Annotated in this window: 16 protein-coding genes; 10 read left to right on the top strand and 6 right to left on the bottom strand. The window is 59.4% G+C overall.

Annotated elements, in window-relative coordinates; all coding sequences use genetic code 11:
• Positions 1 to 13 precede the first annotated feature (13 nt).
• A complete protein-coding gene (ccmB, locus tag ACQZ5K_RS10920; RefSeq protein ID WP_448740351.1) occupies positions 14 to 673 on the bottom strand; it encodes a heme exporter protein CcmB in 660 nt (219 codons plus the stop codon).
• Between the two features lie 202 nt (positions 674 to 875).
• Positions 876 to 1,517, bottom strand: coding sequence for a heme ABC exporter ATP-binding protein CcmA (gene ccmA / locus ACQZ5K_RS10915; protein WP_142779846.1), 642 nt, complete (start codon positions 1,515 to 1,517; stop codon positions 876 to 878).
• A 271-nt stretch (positions 1,518 to 1,788) separates the two neighbouring features.
• Here ccmA and acnA point away from each other — a divergent pair, with 271 nt between their 5' ends.
• The 3 genes from acnA (at position 1,789) to ACQZ5K_RS10900 (ending at position 6,206) form a co-directional block, all read left to right on the top strand.
• A complete protein-coding gene (gene acnA / locus ACQZ5K_RS10910) occupies positions 1,789 to 4,482 on the top strand; it encodes an aconitate hydratase AcnA (protein ID WP_448740350.1) in 2,694 nt (897 codons plus the stop codon).
• 190 nt (positions 4,483 to 4,672) lie between these two features.
• Positions 4,673 to 5,413 carry a DUF1223 domain-containing protein gene (locus ACQZ5K_RS10905; protein ID WP_003523168.1) on the top strand — a complete coding sequence of 247 codons (741 nt, stop codon included), beginning with the start codon at positions 4,673 to 4,675 and terminating at the stop codon, positions 5,411 to 5,413.
• Positions 5,414 to 5,813: 400 nt separating this feature from the next.
• Positions 5,814 to 6,206: a DUF2794 domain-containing protein gene (locus ACQZ5K_RS10900; RefSeq protein ID WP_003523170.1), complete on the top strand. Its 393-nt coding sequence runs from the start codon at positions 5,814 to 5,816 to the stop codon at positions 6,204 to 6,206.
• A 113-nt stretch (positions 6,207 to 6,319) separates the two neighbouring features.
• Here the strand turns inward: ACQZ5K_RS10900 and ACQZ5K_RS10895 are convergent, their stop codons facing one another.
• From ACQZ5K_RS10895 to ACQZ5K_RS10885, 3 genes are all read right to left on the bottom strand, one after another.
• A complete protein-coding gene (locus ACQZ5K_RS10895; RefSeq protein ID WP_448737971.1) occupies positions 6,320 to 7,057 on the bottom strand; it encodes a Bax inhibitor-1/YccA family protein in 738 nt (245 codons plus the stop codon).
• 218 nt (positions 7,058 to 7,275) lie between these two features.
• The gene (locus ACQZ5K_RS10890) at positions 7,276 to 9,837 is read right to left on the bottom strand and encodes an ABC transporter permease (RefSeq protein WP_448740349.1); all 2,562 of its coding nucleotides are present in this window, start codon (positions 9,835 to 9,837) and stop codon (positions 7,276 to 7,278) included.
• A complete protein-coding gene (locus tag ACQZ5K_RS10885) occupies positions 9,834 to 10,544 on the bottom strand; it encodes an ABC transporter ATP-binding protein (RefSeq protein ID WP_003523174.1) in 711 nt (236 codons plus the stop codon). The genes ACQZ5K_RS10890 and ACQZ5K_RS10885 overlap by 4 nt, the downstream gene beginning before the upstream one ends.
• Before the next feature lie 91 nt (positions 10,545 to 10,635).
• Here ACQZ5K_RS10885 and ACQZ5K_RS10880 point away from each other — a divergent pair, with 91 nt between their 5' ends.
• Together ACQZ5K_RS10880 and thpR are read left to right on the top strand one after the other, a co-directional pair.
• Complete coding sequence (locus ACQZ5K_RS10880; protein WP_448740348.1) at positions 10,636 to 11,286, top strand: arylesterase; 651 nt, start codon at positions 10,636 to 10,638, stop codon at positions 11,284 to 11,286.
• Between the two features lie 68 nt (positions 11,287 to 11,354).
• The gene (gene thpR, locus ACQZ5K_RS10875; protein ID WP_003523177.1) at positions 11,355 to 11,948 is read left to right on the top strand and encodes an RNA 2',3'-cyclic phosphodiesterase; all 594 of its coding nucleotides are present in this window, start codon (positions 11,355 to 11,357) and stop codon (positions 11,946 to 11,948) included.
• On the opposite strand, the gene ACQZ5K_RS10870 is transcribed toward thpR, so the two are convergent.
• Complete coding sequence (locus ACQZ5K_RS10870) at positions 11,882 to 12,361, bottom strand: low molecular weight protein-tyrosine-phosphatase (protein ID WP_448740347.1); 480 nt, start codon at positions 12,359 to 12,361, stop codon at positions 11,882 to 11,884. The genes thpR and ACQZ5K_RS10870 overlap by 67 nt on opposite strands.
• A 58-nt stretch (positions 12,362 to 12,419) precedes the next feature.
• On the opposite strand from ACQZ5K_RS10870, the gene ACQZ5K_RS10865 reads away from it, so the two are divergent.
• The 5 genes from ACQZ5K_RS10865 to ACQZ5K_RS10845 all read left to right on the top strand — a co-directional run bounded on the left by ACQZ5K_RS10865 (position 12,420) and on the right by ACQZ5K_RS10845 (position 16,459).
• On the top strand, positions 12,420 to 12,725 hold the full coding sequence (locus ACQZ5K_RS10865) for a 4a-hydroxytetrahydrobiopterin dehydratase (protein ID WP_003505045.1): 306 nt from the start codon (positions 12,420 to 12,422) through the stop codon (positions 12,723 to 12,725).
• Positions 12,726 to 12,776: 51 nt separating this feature from the next.
• On the top strand, positions 12,777 to 13,157 hold the full coding sequence (locus tag ACQZ5K_RS10860) for a YkvA family protein (protein WP_003523181.1): 381 nt from the start codon (positions 12,777 to 12,779) through the stop codon (positions 13,155 to 13,157).
• Positions 13,158 to 13,453: 296 nt separating this feature from the next.
• A complete protein-coding gene (locus ACQZ5K_RS10855; RefSeq protein ID WP_003523183.1) occupies positions 13,454 to 13,957 on the top strand; it encodes an invasion associated locus B family protein in 504 nt (167 codons plus the stop codon).
• A 266-nt stretch (positions 13,958 to 14,223) separates the two neighbouring features.
• On the top strand, positions 14,224 to 15,396 hold the full coding sequence (gene rlmN, locus ACQZ5K_RS10850) for a 23S rRNA (adenine(2503)-C(2))-methyltransferase RlmN (protein ID WP_078052458.1): 1,173 nt from the start codon (positions 14,224 to 14,226) through the stop codon (positions 15,394 to 15,396).
• Positions 15,397 to 15,505: 109 nt separating this feature from the next.
• Positions 15,506 to 16,459 (top strand): ABC transporter substrate-binding protein, encoded by a 954-nt coding sequence (locus ACQZ5K_RS10845; protein ID WP_003523186.1) that lies wholly within the window; start codon positions 15,506 to 15,508, stop codon positions 16,457 to 16,459.
• The last annotated feature ends 57 nt before the right edge of the window (positions 16,460 to 16,516 follow it).

Below are 16,516 nucleotides of genomic sequence, written 5' to 3'. Positions count from 1 at the left end.
TGGCGTGGTTTCATCAATCCATAACATTCCGCAGCGCCAAAGCGGCGAAGAAAGGTCCGGTCACGGCTGAAAATAACGTGATCGCACACAGAATGAGAAATGGCGGCATGAAGGGCGCTGGATCCTGCACCGCCGCATAGGAGGCGCTGACGCCGAAGATCAGCACGGGAATGGCGAGCGGCAGGACGAGGATGGAAACCAGAAGCCCTCCGCGCGGCAAAGCAACGGCAACCGCCGCGCCCACCGCGCCGATGAAGGTGATGGCGGGCGAGCCGACGAAAAGGGTAAGCATCACGGCGCCAATTGCCACTTCGTCCATGTTCATGAAGAGGCCAAGCAGAGGGGAGGCAAGCACCAGCGGCAGACCGGTCGTGACCCAGTGCGCCAGGCATTTCACGAACACGGTCAGGACCAGCGGGGTTTCCTGCATCAGGATCAAATCGAGGGATCCGTCATCCCGCTCGGCCTGAAACAGCCGGTCGAGGCCGAGAAGGGCGGAGAGCAGCGCGCCGATCCAGACGATGGCCGGGCCGATGCGGGCGAGCAGGTTGAGATCGGGGCCGACGCCGAAGGGGATGACGGCAACCACTGTCATGAAAAACAGCACGCCGATCAGCGCGCCGCCGCCGGCGCGGATGGAGAGTTTGATGTCGCGGAGGAAGAGGGCGGTCATTGGGACGCCCTCGAGTTCGCGGCGTCACCCCTCTCTGCCCTGCCGGGCATCTCCCCCTCAGGGGGGGAGATCGGCAAGAGGCTCTTCCGCCGCTTTATTCTCAGGCGTAGAGATGGCCGAGACCTTGCCGCAGGTCGATCTCCCCCCTTGTGGGGGAGATGCCCGGCAGGGCAGAGGGGGGTATGCCCCGCGCACATCGCCCTCATGCCCAAGCCTCCACACCCGCAAACCCCGTCATCCGCAATTCCCGCGCATTCTCCAGCCCCAAAGGCTGATGGGTCGCGGCCAGAACGATGCCGCCTTTCCCAAGGTGGTTTTTCACGAGATCGGTAAACATCCCGTCCGCAGCCTTATCAAGCGCCGCCGTCGGCTCATCGAGAATCCATACCGGCCGCCATGCAATCAAAAGTTTCGCCATGGCAAAACGCCGCTGCTGGCCGGCGGAGAGATAACCGAAGGGCAGGTGGGTAATGCCGGCGAGGCCGACGATCTCCGCCGCCTCATCGATCGCCACGCCCGCCCCGCCGGAAAAATCGCCGAGGAAGTCCTTCCAGAACCGAAGATTCTCCGAAACGGTCAGTTCCGTTTTCATCGCATTGCGATGGCCGAGATAATGGCAGGCCTCTGACGGGCGCATGTCAGCTTCTATTTCTTTGCCGGCTATCTTTATTCGTCCCTGTTCGGGCCGCAGCAGGCCGGCTACCGTGCGCAGCAGGGTGGATTTTCCTGAACCGTTGCGGCCGGTCAGCACAAGAGCCTCACCGTCGCTTAACTTGAAGGAAATATTCATGAATATGAAATCTTCGCCGCGTCGCACGCCAAGATTTTCCGCCGTCAAATCCATGCTGCGGTTCCGATTACGATTTCGTCGTCTCGATCATAAAAAAATCGATTAGGTTCGTTGAATGGTCTGGCACGTTTTAGAGAAATTATCTATATGGGTGTCAACACGCCAGCGGCCGGCGTGAACATCATCTTGCGCCGGACTTGACGATTGCGAGGAGCAATTTTCACGTGCGGACAGCGGAAATGGTCGTACCCGCATCCTGATGTGCATGAGTGCATAGGTGTCCGCACGCACGTGTTGGCTATCAGAGTAAGCGGGGTTTTTATCCATGCCCAAATCACTCGACAGTTTCCAATGTCGTTCCGTCCTTACCGTTGACGGTAAGGAATACGTCTATTTCAGCCTTCCCAAGGCTGAAGCCAATGGCCTGAAGGGCGTTTCCAAGCTGCCCTATTCCATGAAGGTTCTCTTGGAAAACCTGCTGCGTTTCGAGGACGGCCAGTCCGTCACCAAGGAACACATTCTGGCGGTTTCCGAATGGCTGAACAACAAGGGCCTGACCGAAACCGAAATCGCCTATCGCCCCGCCCGCGTTCTGATGCAGGACTTTACCGGCGTTCCCGCCGTTGTCGACCTTGCCGCCATGCGTGATGGCATCAAGGCCCTTGGCGGCGATCCGGAAAAGATCAACCCGCTGGTTCCCGTCGATCTCGTCATCGACCACTCGGTCATCGTCGACGAATTCGGCACGCCGAGCGCCTTTGCCCGCAACGTCGAGCTGGAATATGAGCGCAACGGCGAGCGTTACCGCTTCCTGAAGTGGGGCCAGCAGGCGTTCGAGAATTTCCGTGTGGTTCCGCCCGGCACCGGCATCTGTCACCAGGTCAACCTCGAATATCTCGGCCAGACCGTCTGGACGAAGGAGGAGGATGGCGAGACGATTGCTTATCCGGATACCTGCGTCGGCACCGATTCGCACACGACCATGATCAATGGTCTCGGCGTTCTCGGCTGGGGCGTTGGCGGTATCGAGGCTGAGGCGGCCATGCTCGGCCAGCCGGTCTCCATGCTTCTGCCCGAGGTTATCGGCTTCAAGCTGACCGGCAAGGTGAAGGAAGGTGTGACCGCGACCGACCTCGTGCTGACCGTGGTGCAGATGCTGCGCAAAAAGGGCGTTGTCTCCAAATTCGTCGAATTCTTCGGCCCCGGCCTCGATTCGATGTCTCTGGCTGACCGCGCCACCATCGGCAATATGGGTCCGGAATATGGCGCGACCTGCGGCTTCTTCCCGGTCGATAGCGAGACCATCAATTACCTGACCATGTCCGGTCGTGCGAAGGATCGCATCGCGCTCGTCGAAGCCTATTCGAAGGCGCAGGACATGTGGCGCACCGGCGACGGTTCCGACCTCGTCTTTACCGACACGCTGGAACTCGACCTCGGCGACGTCGTGCCCTCCATGGCCGGCCCCAAGCGCCCGGAAGGCCGCCTGCCGCTCGAAACCATCGCACCGAATTTCGCGACGGCTCTTGAAAGCGACTATAAGAAGCCCGGCCAGCTTTCGAGCCGTTATGCGGTTGAAGGTGAGGCTTTTGATCTCGGTCACGGCGATGTGGCGATTGCCGCCATCACCTCCTGCACCAATACTTCCAACCCCTCGGTTCTCATCGCTGCCGGCCTTCTCGCCCGCAACGCCGTCGCCAAGGGGCTGAAGTCCAAGCCGTGGGTGAAGACGTCGCTCGCGCCCGGATCGCAGGTGGTTGCCGAATATCTCGACAAGTCCGGTCTGCAGAAGGATCTCGACGCGATCGGCTTCAACCTCGTCGGCTTCGGCTGCACGACCTGCATCGGTAACTCCGGCCCGCTGCCGCCGGCGATCTCCAAGACGATCAACGACAAGGGCCTGATCACCGCCGGTGTTCTCTCCGGCAACCGCAACTTCGAGGGTCGTATTTCGCCGGATGTTCAGGCGAACTATCTGGCCTCGCCGCCGCTCGTCGTGGCCTATGCCCTTGCCGGCACGGTTCAGAAGGACCTGACCAAGGAGCCGATCGGCGACGATCAGAATGGCAATCCGGTCTACCTCAAGGATATCTGGCCGACCTCCAAGGAAATCCAGGAATTCATCCTGAAATACGTCACCCGCGAGCTTTACGAAACGAAGTATGCCGACGTGTTCAAGGGCGATGCGAACTGGCAGGCGGTTCAGGTTCCTCCGGGCCAGACCTATGCCTGGGACGACCAGTCGACCTATGTTCAGAACCCGCCCTATTTCGTCGGCATGGGCAAAAAGGGGTCGGGCCTCAAGAACATCAAGGCCGCGCGTGTCCTCGGTCTCTTCGGCGACAAGATCACCACCGACCATATTTCTCCGGCCGGTTCGATCAAGGCTGCTTCGCCTGCCGGCGCCTATCTGACGGAGCACGGCGTCGCCGTAGCTGACTTCAACCAGTACGGCACGCGTCGCGGCAACCATGAAGTGATGATGCGCGGCACCTTCGCCAATATCCGCATCCGCAACCACATGCTCGGCCCGAACGGCAAGGAAGGTGGCTACACCATCCACTATCCGTCCAAGGAAGAGATGTCGATCTATGACGCGGCCATGAAATACAAGGCCGAAGGCGTCCCGCTCGTCATCTTCGCCGGTGTCGAATATGGTAACGGCTCCTCCCGCGACTGGGCGGCGAAGGGCACCAACCTGCTCGGCGTCAAGGCTGTCATCGCGCAGTCTTTCGAACGTATCCACCGTTCGAACCTCGTCGGCATGGGCGTCGTTCCCTTTGTCTTCGAGGAAGGCACGACCTGGGCGAGCCTCGATCTCAAGGGTGACGAAATCGTCGAGATCGACGGGCTCGAAGGTGAAATCAGGCCGCGTGAAAAGAAGATCGCCAAGATCACCTATAGCGACGGTTCGGTGAAGGAAGTTCCGCTTCTTTGCCGCATCGATACGCTGGATGAAGTGATCTACATGAACAACGGCGGCATTTTGCAGACCGTTCTTCGCGATCTGGCCGCATAAAGCTTCAACAATCGAAGACGCCGGGAGAAATCCCGGCGTCTTTCCATTTCATCGTCTCTTTTTTTGTGATTGTCGCTCACCCCTTCGTGACTTTCTATTGAAGGGCAATAGACGTTATTTTCCGGTTTGCATCCCGGCAGGATTGATCGCATCAATTCGTCTGGATCTCTTCCGGACAAAGGTTTTTGTAATGCCGCTGAAATTTCCCCTGTCGATATGTCTTCTCGGCACGTTCCTCGTCACCTCCGCGCAGGCGCAGGAGGCCGTGAAGGGCGTCGTCGAATTGTTCACGTCGCAGGGATGCTCATCCTGCCCGCCGGCCGATGAAGCCCTGCGCAAGATGATCCAGAAGGGCGATGTCGTCGGTCTTTCCTACCATGTCGATTACTGGAACTATCTCGGCTGGACGGATTCGCTGGCGTCTAAGGAAAATACCGACCGGCAATATGGTTATATGCGCGCGCTCGGCCGCAACGGGGTCTATACGCCGCAGGCCATTCTGAACGGCCGCGACCACGTCAAGGGTGCCGATGTCCGTGGCATCTATGACAGGCTGGATGCGTTCAAGCGCGAGGGCAAGGGACTGAACGTGCCGGTCTCGTCGAAATTTGCCGGTGACGAGGTGGAGATCGATATCGGCGCCGGCAGCGGCAAGGCCGATGTCGTCGTCGCCTATTTCACGCGCGAGCAGACCGTGGATGTGCAGAAGGGCGAAAACCAGGGGAAAAAAATGTCCTACTGGCACAGCGTCTATGATGTGCAGACAGTCGGCATGTGGGATGGTTCGCCGATGACGGTGAAGCTTCCGGCGAGCGTGGTGGCCAAGGTGAAAAAGGGCGGCTGCGCCGTGCTGTTGCAGACGGCCAATGCCGGCGGCGATCCCGCGGCAATCGTCGGCGCAAGTATCCTGCTTGGAAATGAAAACCCCTGATCGCCTGTCGGGCGATGGAAGATCCGGTCCGGGCATTGGGGGCTGGGGGTAAAGGGTCAATGCACCGGACCGGGTCATCTTGGTGCCTAGGCATCAATTGACAATAGGACTATTCCACCCAATTCGGGCCATGGTTTGACCGAAATACGGCAGCCCATGTGAAAATGGCTGCCTAAATGGTTACCATTTTTAACCCCTGCTTTTGCCGTTGGCAGCGCTCGCCGGGGAATCGGCGGGCGCAATTCTGCGCTGCCGTCTTCCGGTTACTCTGCGCATCGAAGGCTTGTCGAACCTTTCCCGGAATTCCCTGTCCCGTGCGCCATGCCGGTGCAAAGACTTGCAATTTCGCCCTCTCGGGCTCACACTGCACGGATGATTTGGGTGGAATCGGAGGTATTGGATGACCGATCAACCGGATGTGCAGCAGGTGCAGACCGCTTCACGTGACAATTCCACCGTTATCGATCTCCGCGAATATAAAAAGAACAAGGACCCTTTGCCGGTCACCTTTCACCGCCGCGAGCTGGATGCGATCCTGCGCATCTATGGCCGCATGGTGGGAGAGGGCGAATGGCGTGACTACGCCATCGATCACCTCAAGGAAAAGGCGGTATTTTCCGTCTTTAAGCGTTCAGGTGAAATGCCGCTTTTCAGGATCGAGAAAAACCCCAAGCTGGCTGCGAAACAGGGCGCCTACTGCGTGGTGAATACGGATGGCCGCATTCTGAAACGTGGGCATGAGTTGCCGCAGGTTCTGAAGGTCTTCGACAAGGTTTTGAAGCTCATCGAGTGAGCTTTCGCAAAAGCGGACTGCCCGCCTGTGGCGAATAAGTGTGAAGAATCTTTCCAAATAAAAAGGCGGCCGAAGGGCCGCCTTTCATATGTCTGGCAATCGAACCCTTAACCTTAGTCGTCGCGGTTTCCGAGGAACTGCAGGAGGAAGGTGAAGAGGTTGATGAAGTCGAGATAGAGCGTCAGTGCGCCCATGATGGCCTTGCGGCCGGCCACGGCAACATCGTCAGCATCGAAATACATTTCCTTGATCTTCTGGGTGTCGTAGGCGGTCAGGCCTGCAAAGATCAGCACGCCAATCGCGGAAATCGCAAACTGCAGCGCGGAGGATGCAAGGAAGATATTGACGATGGAGGCGATGATCAGGCCGAACAGACCCATGATCAGGAACGAACCGAAACCGGAAAGGTCCTTCTTCGTCGTATAACCGTAAAGCGAGAGCGCGCCGAACGAGGCGGCGGTCACGAAGAACGTCTGCACGATGCTCTGCCCGGTGAAGACCAGGAAGATCGCCGACAGCGAGACGCCCATCAGCGCCGCATAGATCCAGAATGTCGTCTGGGCGGCGGAAACGCTCATGTTCTGGATACGGAAGCTAAGGAAGAAAACCAGTGCGAGCGGAGCCAGCATGACGACCCAGCGCAGCGGCGACGCATAGAGCAGCTGGGCGAAAGCCGGGTTGGAAGCGGCAAGCGTATAGGTGCCGAACGCTGCGACGCCGGTGATGACCAGAGCCAGCGCCATCAGGTTATAAACCTTGAGCATATAGGCGCGAAGACCTTCATCGATCATCGCACCAGACTGGGCACGGGTCTGCGCCATGCGGTTCTGGTAGTTATTGAAGTCAGCCATTGTTTCCTCTTTTGAGCTCCGTGATTGCTACGGTGTCGGGATACCTCCCGGGCGCCGCTGCGGAGCTTCAGCAAGCCTGTTCAAGAATATGATGGCAGAACGTGTTCTATACAAGGCCTTTTCCCTGCGAAAAGACACCATATGCGCGAAAAGCGCTCACGTTTTGGCGATCATTACAAAGAATTAATCGTTAAAGTTAAGCGGTGCACAACCGACGATCATTCACCTGCCTGCCGGAGAACGGGGGCCGCTTTCTGCCCGAGAATCCGCCATGTGCCGATGAGGCCGATGCCCACCGTCATGACGAGGGCGACGACGAGCGTTCCGATCGCCACATCCGGCAGGAAGCTGGAGGGCAGCTTCATGATGCGGGCGATCACGAACCATGCGGAGACGCCGCCGGCGAAAAGTGCGAAGACGGCGGTGGCGAGGCCGAGCATCATATATTCGTAGGAGAAGGCGCGGATGAGCAGGTTTCGTGTGCCGCCCAGCGTTTTCAGGATGACCGCGTCATGGGTGCGGGCGCGGTTTCCGGCGGCAAGAGCGCCGGCGAGAACCAGGACGGAGGCGATGAGGGCGACGGCTGCGGCGGCGCGAATGGCGGTGGCAAGCTGGCCGACAAGCCGGTTGACGACGTCGAGCGCATCCTTCACGCGCACGCTGGTGATCGTCGGATAGGCGTTGGTGACGGCGCGCAGGATACGGCCTTCGTCGCTTGCGGAAGCGGAAGGGTCGGCGAGTGTCGCCAGCCACGCATGCGGTGCGCCGCGGAAGGTGTTTGGCGAAAACACCATGACGAAATTGATCGACAGGGATTCCCATTCGACATTGCGCAGATTGGCGATCCTTGCCGTTATGCTGCGGCCGAGCACGTTGACGGTCACCGTGTCGCCAATCTTGAGACCCAGTTCCCCGGCTTCCTCGGCCGCAAAGGAGACCAGCGGCTCGCCGCTATAGTCCGGTCCCCACCAGCTTCCTTCTGTGAGAGTCGCGTTTTCGGGAATATCCTGCGAATAGGTGATGCCCCGGTCGCCGCGCAGCACCCAGCGCCCGGCCGGAGGTACCTCCATCTTCGTGACGTCCTCGCCGTTGAGCGCCAGAATGCGGCCGCGCAGCATCGGCACTTCGGTCAGCGCGCCTTCCGGCGCTTCCCGTTTCAGAAGATCGCGGAAGCCCTGAAGTTCGCTGCCCTGAATATCCACGAAGAAGAAATTCGGTGCGCGGTCCGGCAGGCTGTCTGTCAGTTCGCGGCGCAGATTGCCGTCGATCAGCGTGAGCGTCACGAGCAGGGTCAGGCCGAGGCCGAGCGAAAGGACGACCGAGGGGGTGAGCGCACCCGGCCGGTGAATATTGCCGATCGCCAGCCTGAGCGCAGCCGAATGAACGCGCGGGCTGCGCTTGGCGATGGCTTTCACGCAAGAGGCCACCAGCCGCAGCACCACGAAGGCAAAAGCGATGGCCGCGAGGAAGACCGAGGCGATGAAGCGGTCTTCCGCCGAGAAGATGGCCAGCGCGGCGAGCGCCGCCAGCAGCAGGCCGGTCGCGGCCAGATAGGGCCAGGATGGCCAGCTGCCCTCCTCGAAACCCTGTTCGCGGAAAAGTGCCGTTGCCGGCACTTCGCGCGCCTGGCCAAGCGGCACGATGGCGAAGGCGAGCGTCGTCAGGAGGCCGAACAGGCCGGCGAGGCCGAGAGCGCCGGGATAGAAGGCAAGCTCCTCCGGCACGGGCAATACGCCCTCCAGAAACCGCATGGCGATGAGGGGCGCGACGGCGCCGACGACAAGGCCGATGACGATGCCGACGGCGGCGATGAAGGCGATCTGGAAAAGATAGGTCATGGTGACCACCGAGGCCGGCGCACCCAGGCATTTCAATGAGGCGATTGTGGTGCGCTTGGAATCCAGAAACGCGCGAACGGCATTGGCAACGCCGACACCGCCGACGATGAGGGCCGTGAGGCCCACCAGCGTCAGGAATTGCGAGAAGCGGTTGACGTTTTCGGTGAGCGATGGGGCCGCCCGGTCACTGGTGCGGATGGACCAGCCGGCATCGGGAAAGGCCTTGTTGGCCGCATCGGTCATCGTTGACCGTGCCGAAGGATCGTTCAGCCTGATCTTGTAGGCGTGTTCGACAAGACTCCCGTTCTGAACGAGACCCGAGGCGAAAAGGGCGTCGCGACTGACCATCAGTCGTGGAGCAAAACCGAAACCGTCGGAGAGAGCATCCGGCTCGTCGACCACTGTGCCGGTCAGTTTCAGCTTCACATTGCCGAGCAGGATTTCATCGCCGACCTTGATGCCAAGCCGTTCCAGCAGAAGCGGCGCGGCAATGGCGCCATAGCTATTGCCGTCGCCAGCCAGAAGCTCGCTTATCGGTCGGTTGGGTTCGGCTACGAAGGTGCCATAGAGTGGGTAAGCGCCGTCTATGGCTTTCACTTCAGTCAACGTCTGTTCGGAACCGTCGGCAAGACGTGCCATGGAGCGCAGACCGGTGGACACCGCGACGCTGCCTAACCCATCAAGGTAGGCCCGCTCTTCTGCCGTCGCTTCCCTGTTGCGCAGTTCGAAACGCACATCGCCCGCCAATATGGACTGACCTTCGGTGGCGATGGCGCTGGTGACCGCGCGCGAGACTGAATTGACGGCGGCGATTGCGCCGGTTCCAAGCGCGATGCAGGCGAGGAAAATGTAAAAGCCGCGTAACCCGCCGCGAATTTCGCGCCGCGCGAGCCTTGCGGCGTTTCTGATATTGGCAAGAGACGGGATAATGGATCCGGTCATGCCGACACCGCGCGCGCCATATGGGAGGTGGCGCTGTCGCCCTCTATCTCGCCGGAGCGCACCTTGATCTGGCGTGAGCACCGGGCGGCAAGCGACGGATCGTGGGTGACGAGGATCATTGTCATGCCGCGTTCGGCCTGTTTGGCAAAGAGAAGATCGGCGATCTGCCTGCCGGTATCGGTATCGAGATTGCCGGTCGGTTCGTCAGCAATCAGCACGGCCGGTGAGGGGGCAAGCGCGCGGGCGATGGCGACACGCTGCTGTTCGCCGCCGGAGAGCTGGCCGGGATAGTGGTTGAGGCGTTCGCCGAGACCGACGGCGACGAGCTCGCGTCTGGCGATCTCGAAGGGGTTCGGGGCGTTTGCCAGTTCGAGCGGAACGGCAACGTTTTCCAGCGCCGTCATGTTGGCGATGAGATGGAAGGACTGGAAAACAATGCCAATGTTGCGGCCACGAAAATCCGCCAGCGCGTCCTCGCCGAGCTTGTGCAGTTCCGTATCTGCGATGATGATTTCACCGCTATCGAGCCTCTCGAGACCGGCAAGCACCATAAGAAGCGTCGACTTTCCCGATCCGGAGGGGCCGACGATACCAACCGCTTCGCTCTCTCCGATTGAAAGATCGATGTTCTTGAGAACGTGGACGGAGGCGGCGGCATTGCCGAGCGTGAGGTCGGCTTTCTTCAGCTCTATGATGCTTTTCGTCACAATTCTCGTTCCTATATAGGGTGATGAAAACGGTCTGGCGGTCGATGCGGTCGGTATTTCAGACAATGGGAACCAAGTTAGGAAAGCCGTGATGAGATTTAAAGCTGCCCTGTTTCACTTCATCGTCATTTTTGCCGCCGCCTTTTCCGCGACTGTTGTCATGGCTCAGGAGCGGGCATTGCAGCTGGTCGGACTCGGCGACAGCCTGATGGCCGGCTACCAGCTCCCCCCCAACGACAGCTACACCGCACAGCTTGAGGCTGCATTAAAGGGCAAGGGCGTCAATGTCGCCATCGCCAATGCCGGTGTGTCCGGCGATACCTCTTCCGGCGGTCTGGCGCGGGCGGAGTGGTCGGTTCCCGATGGTACGGACGGGGTCATCCTGGAACTCGGCGCCAATGATGCGCTGCGCGGAATCCCCCCCGAACAGACCGAAAAGAACCTCGACACCATCATTTCCGGTTTTCAGAAGCGCGACATAGCCGTGTTGCTGGTCGGCATTATGGCGCCGCCGAATATGGGCGATGATTATGCCAGGCGCTTCAATCCGATCTTTCCGAAGCTCGCCGAAAAATACAACCTGCCGCTTTATCCCTTCTTTCTGGACGGCGTGGTGACGGATGATGCGCTGAAGCTGGACGACAAGATGCACCCCAATACAAAGGGTGTGGCGATGATGGTCGAAAAATCTTTGCCGGCTGTTGAAAGCTTCATCACGACAATCGGTGCGCAAAAAAAATAAGCACTTGCGCCCGCCTGCATTGCGTGATTCGCTATGCTTGTTCTGCCAAGAGATTCGGGGAGCTCGCCATGCCGAGACTGTTTACCGCCCTCGAAATTCCGCGCAATGCGGCTATGAGCCTCTCATTGTTGCGCGGTGGTCTGCCGGGAGCCCGGTGGATCGATGTGGAGAATTATCACATAACCCTGCGTTTTATCGGTGACATCGACGGGCGAACCGCCGATGAGGTTGTCGACAGGCTGGATCGGATCGAAAGACCGGAATTCCAGCTCAGTCTCACCGGTATGGGGTCCTTCGGTTCCAAAAAGCCGCATTCCATCTGGGCCGGGGTTTCTCCCTCGCCGGAAATGCATGCGCTTCAGGCGGAAATCGAGCGGATCTGCCAGAGGATCGGTCTCCCACCCGATCCGCGCAAGTTCATGCCGCATGTCACGCTGGCGCGGTTGCGCTCCTCCCGGGTCGACGATGTGGTGCAGTATCTTTCCGGACGCGGCAACTTCCGCACCTCGCCCTTCACGGTCGGCCGTTTCGTGCTGATGTCGTCGAAGGAATCGGTGGGCGGCGGACCGTATATCGTTGAAGAGGCGTTTCCGCTTCACGAGGCGCGGTCCAGCTCCATCTTTTCGAGCAACGATCTGCATCCTGCCAAGAGCATGTTGTAGACCTTGAGGAACCCGTCCTCGGCCCCGTAATAGGGATCGGGGACGTTCTCGCGACGGCCAGTGGCATAATCCATGAAGAGATGGATCTTGTGCCGCTGCCTTTCCGGGCTCGATTGCAGCAGGTTCGCCAGATTGTTTTCGTCCATGGCGAGTATCAGGTCGAAGGTCTCGAAATCCGCAGGGGTGACCTGTCTCGCCCGCTGCCAGGAAATATCGACACCATGCCGTTGCGCCATGGCGATGGATCGCGGATCGGGTGCGTCACCCGCGTGCCAGCCGCCGGTGCCGGCGGAATCGACGGTAAGCCGATCAGTCATGGCCGCGCCGTCGGCAAGGTGTCTCAAAACCCCTTCGGCCAGCGGTGAACGGCAGATATTGCCCATGCAGACAAAAAGAATAGCTGTATGTTTCATGGAATATGCGTCGATCCGGTCGTTGAAGCGTTAATGGGTCTCAAGCGGAGGCAAGTTCATGAAATATCCCAGACTCGAGCCGGATGCCATCCGGCAGGCCCTGTCGAAACTCGAGGGCTGGTCCCTGCGCGAGGACGGAGCGGCGATCGTCCGTTCCTTCAAGTTTTCAAGTTTTGCGGAAGCCTTCGGTTTCATGGCCGAATCGGCACTTGTCGCGGAAAGGCTCAATCACCATCCCGAATGGTCCAATGTCTATTCGCGGGTCAAGGTCTGCCTTACCACCCATGATTCGCAGGGTGTGACGGAGCGGGATTTTCTTCTGGCCGAGGCCATGCAGAAGGCGGCTGCGGGCCGAAGCAATTGAACGGCGGACCTTAAATCCCATATAATAGCCGTGACCGGAGGACCGTCGATCATGGATGATGTGAAAATCGGTGAAATTCTTCTGCCGGGTGAAACCGACAGGCAGCAGGAACGCGAGACTGTGGTGCGGGCGAAATTCTGGCCCAAGCTGAAGCGTGTGATGTCGAAGGTGCCTTTCGCACGCGATGCCGCGGCTGCCTATTATTGCGCGATCGACCGCGATACGCCGCTGCGCGCCAAGGGTATCATTCTGGCGGCGCTCGCCTATTTCATCATGCCGATGGATGCCGTGCCGGATGTGCTGGCCGTTATCGGATTCACCGATGATATTGCCGTCATCACGGCAGCGCTCGCCATGATCCGCGCCCATATCAAGATGGAGCATTACGAGGCGGCTGACGCCATGCTGAAACGGCAGCAGGAAGCCGGGTAACGCCTCTGTGATCTGCCTGTTCGGGTGAGCCCGACGGGCGACAAATTCTTGCCTGAATTTATGTGTCATACACACGGAGGAAGGGTGTTTCGCGCCCTTCTCCTCAGGGCGTCGGGAGTCGCCAATCTGTAACACCGCAAGACGTTTCCGGCATTTTATGCGTGTTGTTGACGGTTTGGTAACCGCTTCCCGACCATAATGAGAAAAGACGATCCGCACCTGAACGTGGCCGATCCAGAAACTGGGCTCGCCGATGCTTCGGGCCAATGGAAGACAATAACCCGGCAGGAAATTCTATGTTTGTAAGAAGTGTAGCAACCGCAGCGGCCATTTTGCTGACCAGCGTCGGCGTAGCATCTGCACAGTCGCCCACGCGCATCCAGCAGTTCAATGCATGGGGTGCCTATTCGTACAAATCGGGCAACAGCACCGTCTGCTACGTTCTTTCCATTCCGACCGCCAAGGAACCGGCAAGCGTCGATCACGGCGATATCTTCTTCATCGTCTCGCAGCGTCCGGGTCAGAACATTTCCTATGAGCCGCAGGCCATGGTGGGCTATCCGCTGAAGCAGGGCTCCAAGGTCAATGTGACGATCGACAACAAGAACTTCGTCATGTTCACCAAGGACAAGGCCGCCTGGGTTGAAAACGCCGCTGAAGAACCGGCACTCGTTGCCGCCATGAAGGGCGGCAAGTCGATGACCGTCAAGGCAGTTTCCGGCCGTGGCACCGCGACCTCCTATTCCTATTCGCTGTCCGGTATTTCGGCGGCTCTCAAGCAGATCGAGAGCTGCAAGTAACCCTGACGCTTTTTCGCATTTAACGATGGCCGGTCATTGACCGGCCATTTGCGTTTTTGCTTGTTTGATGCTAAAGGCGCGGCAACATTGACAGGCGGATGCGCGAAAAGTGCTCCGCCTTTGATTTTCTCGACATGCAGACGATTTTCCGCCTATCCGAAAGGCTGGTCGTGCGATGCATGGAATGGTGGGATAGCGTGATGTCCGTAATGCAAGCCCCTGCCGGCCTGGCAGTCAAAACCCCGCTGATCGCCAATAGCGATCTGATGTCCGGCAAGCCGTCGCTGATCGGCCTGACCCGTGAGGACATGGGTGAGGCGCTGGCCGAGATCGGCGTGCCGCAGAAGCAGGTGAAGATGCGCGTCAGCCAGTTGTGGAACTGGCTTTATGTGCGCGGCGTCTCCGATTTCGACAATATGACCAATGTCGCCAAGGAGCTTCGCGAGAAGCTGAAGGCGGCCTTCACCATCGCCCGCCCGGAAATCGTCGAGGAGCAGATTTCCAATGACGGTACCCGCAAATGGCTGATGCGGTTCCCGCCGCGCGGTGCGGGACGTCCGGTCGAAATCGAGACGGTTTATATTCCCGAAGAGGGTCGCGGCACGCTGTGCATTTCGAGCCAGGTGGGCTGTTCGTTGACCTGTTCCTTCTGTCACACCGGCACCCAGCGCCTCGTGCGCAACCTGACGGCTGAGGAAATCCTCTCCCAGCTTTTGCTGGCTCGTGATCGGCTCGGCGATTTTCCGGATGGTTCGACGCCGGTTGGCGCTTATGTGCCGAGTGAAGGCCGCAAGGTCTCCAACATCGTGATGATGGGCATGGGCGAGCCGCTCTATAATTTCGAGCATGTGAAGACCGCACTTCTGATTGCTACCGATGGCGATGGCCTGTCGCTCTCCAAGCGTCGCGTCACGCTCTCCACCTCGGGTGTTGTGCCGGAAATCTTCCGCACCGGCGATGAGATCGGCGTTATGCTGGCGATTTCGCTGCATGCGGTGCGCGACGAGCTGCGCGACATGCTGGTGCCGATCAACAAGAAATATCCGCTGAAGGAACTGATCGAGGCCTGCCGCAAATATCCGGGCCTTTCCAATGCCCGCCGCATCACCTTCGAATATGTGATGCTGAAGGATGTCAATGACAGTCTGGAAGACGCCAAGATGCTGGTGCAGCTTCTGAAGGGCGTTCCGGCCAAGATCAACCTCATTCCGTTCAACCCATGGCCGGGCACGAACTATCAGTGCTCGGACTGGGCGCAGATCGAGAAGTTCGCCGATTTCATCAATCAGGCGGGTTATGCCTCGCCGATCCGCACGCCGCGCGGCCGCGATATTCTCGCCGCCTGCGGCCAGCTGAAGTCGGAATCGGAGCGCATGCGCAAGACCGAAAGGTTGGCTTTCGAGGCGATGATGATCGCCAACCACGGCGCGGATGACTGAATAAGCCGCAATTGCCGCCTGAAAGCTTGTTTTGCAGCGGTTCTCCGATTGATTTCGGGCTGTCTTGTTCCTAAGAAGACGAAAACAGGGAACCAACAGGAGGATATCCATGCGCGCATTCATTCTGGCTCTCGCTGCCGCGAGCGCCCTCGTTCTGCCGGCCAAGGCTGAAAACGTCACCGTCGCCGTCACCGCCATCGTCGAACATCCGGCGCTCGATGCCGCCCGTGATGGCGTCAAGGCCGCGCTTGCCGAAGCCGGTTACAAGGAAGGCGAGAACCTCAAGTTCCTTTATGAGTCCGCGCAGGGCAATCCCGGCACCGCGGCGCAGATCGCGCGCCAGTTCGTGGGCGATGCACCGAACGTCATCGTGCCGATCTCCACGCCGTCCGCTCAGGCTGTCGTTGCCGCCACGCGCGACATTCCGGTCGTCTTCACGGCGGTTTCCGATCCGGTCGGCGCACAGCTCGTCAAGGACATGCAAAAGCCCGGCCGCAACGTGACCGGCCTTTCCGACATGCTGCCGGTTGGCGAACATCTGGCGCTCATCAAGGAAATCTCCCCGAACGCCAAGTCCATCGGTTTCATCTACAATTCGGCCGAGGCCAACTCCGTTTCGACGCTGGCCCTCTTGAAGGCCGAAGCCGAGAAGGCGGGTCTCAAGGTTGTTGAATCCGTCGCCACCAAGTCCGCAGAAGTGCAGGGCGCAACCCGCGCGCTGGTCGGCAAGGCCGATGTGATCTACGTTCCGACCGACAACACCATCGTTTCCGCTTTCGAAGCGGCTGCCGGCGTTGCTTCCGAAGCCAAGATCCCGCTTTACGCCGCCGATACGGATTCCGTCGCCCGCGGTGCGGTCGCTGCCCTCGGCTTCAACTATTTCGACGTTGGCAAGCAGACCGGCGCCGTCGTCGTCCGCATCCTCAAGGGCGAAAAGCCGGGCGATATTCCGGCAACCGTTGCTGTCGGCACTGATCTGGTGATCAACAAGAAGGCCGCCGAAAAAGCCGGCGTCACCTTCCCGGAAAGCATCACCAAGCGCGCCACCAAGGTCATCGACTGAACCGAAACCAGACTGAATAACGGGCGGCGGCAAATTCGCCGCCCGTTTTACGTGGCA

Source organism: Agrobacterium sp. 22-226-1 (assembly GCF_053522345.1).
This window is presented reverse-complemented; position numbering and strand designations above follow the sequence as displayed.

Bases quoted from the DNA above. Each gene is read 5' to 3' on its own strand.
- ccmB (WP_448740351.1), bottom strand. From the start codon at position 673: ATGACCGCCCTCTTCCTCCGCGACATCAAACTCTCCATCCGCGCCGGC.
- ccmA (WP_142779846.1), bottom strand. From the start codon at position 1,517: ATGGATTTGACGGCGGAAAATCTTGGCGTGCGACGCGGCGAAGATTTC.
- acnA (WP_448740350.1), top strand. From the start codon at position 1,789: ATGCCCAAATCACTCGACAGTTTCCAATGTCGTTCCGTCCTTACCGTT.
- ACQZ5K_RS10905 (WP_003523168.1), top strand. From the start codon at position 4,673: ATGCCGCTGAAATTTCCCCTGTCGATATGTCTTCTCGGCACGTTCCTC.
- ACQZ5K_RS10900 (WP_003523170.1), top strand. From the start codon at position 5,814: ATGACCGATCAACCGGATGTGCAGCAGGTGCAGACCGCTTCACGTGAC.
- ACQZ5K_RS10895 (WP_448737971.1), bottom strand. From the start codon at position 7,057: ATGGCTGACTTCAATAACTACCAGAACCGCATGGCGCAGACCCGTGCC.
- ACQZ5K_RS10890 (WP_448740349.1), bottom strand. From the start codon at position 9,837: ATGACCGGATCCATTATCCCGTCTCTTGCCAATATCAGAAACGCCGCA.
- ACQZ5K_RS10880 (WP_448740348.1), top strand. From the start codon at position 10,636: ATGAGATTTAAAGCTGCCCTGTTTCACTTCATCGTCATTTTTGCCGCC.
- thpR (WP_003523177.1), top strand. From the start codon at position 11,355: ATGCCGAGACTGTTTACCGCCCTCGAAATTCCGCGCAATGCGGCTATG.
- ACQZ5K_RS10870 (WP_448740347.1), bottom strand. From the start codon at position 12,361: ATGAAACATACAGCTATTCTTTTTGTCTGCATGGGCAATATCTGCCGT.
- ACQZ5K_RS10865 (WP_003505045.1), top strand. From the start codon at position 12,420: ATGAAATATCCCAGACTCGAGCCGGATGCCATCCGGCAGGCCCTGTCG.
- ACQZ5K_RS10860 (WP_003523181.1), top strand. From the start codon at position 12,777: ATGGATGATGTGAAAATCGGTGAAATTCTTCTGCCGGGTGAAACCGAC.
- ACQZ5K_RS10855 (WP_003523183.1), top strand. From the start codon at position 13,454: ATGTTTGTAAGAAGTGTAGCAACCGCAGCGGCCATTTTGCTGACCAGC.
- rlmN (WP_078052458.1), top strand. From the start codon at position 14,224: ATGTCCGGCAAGCCGTCGCTGATCGGCCTGACCCGTGAGGACATGGGT.
- ACQZ5K_RS10845 (WP_003523186.1), top strand. From the start codon at position 15,506: ATGCGCGCATTCATTCTGGCTCTCGCTGCCGCGAGCGCCCTCGTTCTG.